At 51.6% G+C, this 2,126-nt stretch carries 2 protein-coding genes; both read left to right on the forward strand.

Translation table 11 applies throughout. The annotated features are described in order from the left end of the window. The first annotated feature begins 232 nt into the window (after window positions 1-232). Window positions 233-433 carry a hypothetical protein gene (locus G0A00_RS26185; protein WP_164185615.1) on the forward strand — a complete coding sequence of 67 codons (201 nt, stop codon included), beginning with the start codon at window positions 233-235 and terminating at the stop codon, window positions 431-433. Window positions 434-555: 122 nt separating this feature from the next. Then, window positions 556-1,965: a hypothetical protein gene (locus G0A00_RS26190; protein WP_164185614.1), complete on the forward strand. Its 1,410-nt coding sequence runs from the start codon at window positions 556-558 to the stop codon at window positions 1,963-1,965. The last annotated feature ends 161 nt before the right edge of the window (window positions 1,966-2,126 follow it).

Genomic DNA, 2,126 nt, shown 5'->3' on the forward strand with positions numbered 1-2,126 from the left:
CGGCCGTCGCTCTAGCCGCCCTCGTCATCTACTGGTTATGAATCCTGACCCTACGGAGAGCAATCTGCTTCCGTAAATTTGCCGGAAACTCTGACCACTGAGGATCGTCGCAAATTGCGCGCGCTACCGCCACGCGCAATCAAAGCCACCACGCATCCCAAACTCGCCCATCGCGTGGTCAGAACAGCCGACCCCGGTTGTTTGCAGCGATCCCGGGGAGCTGCTTTCGACCATGTTCGGCACGAACGTCGGTGATGCGGAGGTAGCGCGCTTATGGATCAGCGTGGCGTCACCAACACTGAGCTACGCCACCGGCCCAGACCTGCCGTTCAGTCCCTTGCCGATCGCTGCAGTGCAGCTTCACCAGACCGGACATTCGTCCATCGCTCAGCATTTTCGGAGGGTGAAGGTCGGCAGGGCGGACGAAGCGTGAATTAGCTGCGGTTGCGCCAATGACCGAAAACGGAAAAGGGTGAAAACATTTGACGGCAGGAATTTCCCCATTCAAAATACCCATCGCTCCTTGGTGTAGCACTTCTTTGAGGAATAGTTGGAATGTCCACGAAACTCGAGAATCAATTTTCTGAACAGGCTCAAGAAATTCAGAAGCTCCATGAGGCGATAGCCGCGCAAAAGGTGGCATCCGAGATCACGCTACAAAAAATGAAAGACACACAGCTTGAGATCAACCGTCAAGTAGACGCGTATGCCCTTGAGATTGCGGCGAGACGCGGTTACGAGCGCACTGTGGGGCTGGTTTTGACCGTTAGCGCCGCGTTAGCTATAGGAATTGGTGTGCTTTTTGCATTTCTTGGACTAGATGAGCTCGACAAGATCGAGTCCAAGGTGGCTCAGTTTGACACAAACGCTGACGCAATCGAAGCGCGCCTTGACGAAGAAATTACCACCTTCAAGGCGGAATTAGACGTAACGATAGACGATAAGATTGCTCTGTTCTTCAATCGGAATGAAGCAAAGTCAAATAAATATAAACAAAATGTGGACGACATGAGGCGACTTATTGACGTCTTGGCGCAAGCGGAAGGCCGTTGGGCAGAGATCAAACCAGCCTTGGAGGGATTGGAGAACTATGACCCCGATGCAGATCTGAAAGGGGATTTCCTCGCAATCATTGAGGCCGATCAGCAGACTGAATTGGACATAAGTGATTCCACACGGGCTGAACAGGTTGGTATCGTTCTGCGGGTTAGTAGTCATCTAAGAAATGCTGAGGACGACCCAGATTTTACACTGCAATTCACGCCTGATGATATCTTTAACGCAGCGCAGATAGCGCGCGGTCTACAACGCCCTGATCTTGAGAACGAACTCGTCAACGCGGCTTACAATCTCGACCGCTCCGACCTGTCTGTCCTGGCACTTTTCCTGCAGTTGCAAGCCCGCTACGGACCAATAGAAGAGAGAAACATGCGCTATTCTGAGCTGATAGGGCTTCTAAACGAGTTGACCATGGATTCTCCTCATATTGTCATAGCCGAAGCATGGAATGCGGCGGAAGGAATGCGACGCTACACCGAGTTTATTTCGGCACTCGATCAGCGCATTAGTTCCGCCAAAGAGGACTCTTCCCTATTGCTGCCATCGCACGCCTTCGCAATCAAAGGTAATGCTCATCAAAGGCGTGGTCTGCCCGGCGAACTTCAGGTCGCTCTTGAAAGCTATATTCAGGCCATCGATCGGCTTGCGATGGAAGGTACGCATACACAGTGGGCCGAAGCGACGATACGCAACACACTGCAGGGCGTCCAGCAACTCATTTTAAGCGGGATTGATGTATCCCCCATCGTTGAAGCGGCGGGTCGTAGCGGCATTATTCCCCTTCAAGAAAACCTCAATGGCCTCGTGTTTTTATCCCAGCTCAGCTCTGAAAATGATTCCACTCTTGAAGGTACCAACGATCCTATAATGCAGATTATTGAGCAAATGATGGAATCTCAACCTTAACTTTGATCCCCGCGCTAGTTCTCCATTTCGCAATAAAAGGCAATTCGGCACCAAAGCACCAATAGCTGGATATGAAAAACGTCTAGCCGTTCTCTGGGTAAGCAGACCGTCTAGGGTCAGGATTCATAACCAGTAGATGACGAGGGCGGCTAGAGCGACGG

This window comes from Salipiger sp. PrR002, from assembly GCF_010500775.1.
GTDB lineage: Bacteria > Pseudomonadota > Alphaproteobacteria > Rhodobacterales > Rhodobacteraceae > Salipiger.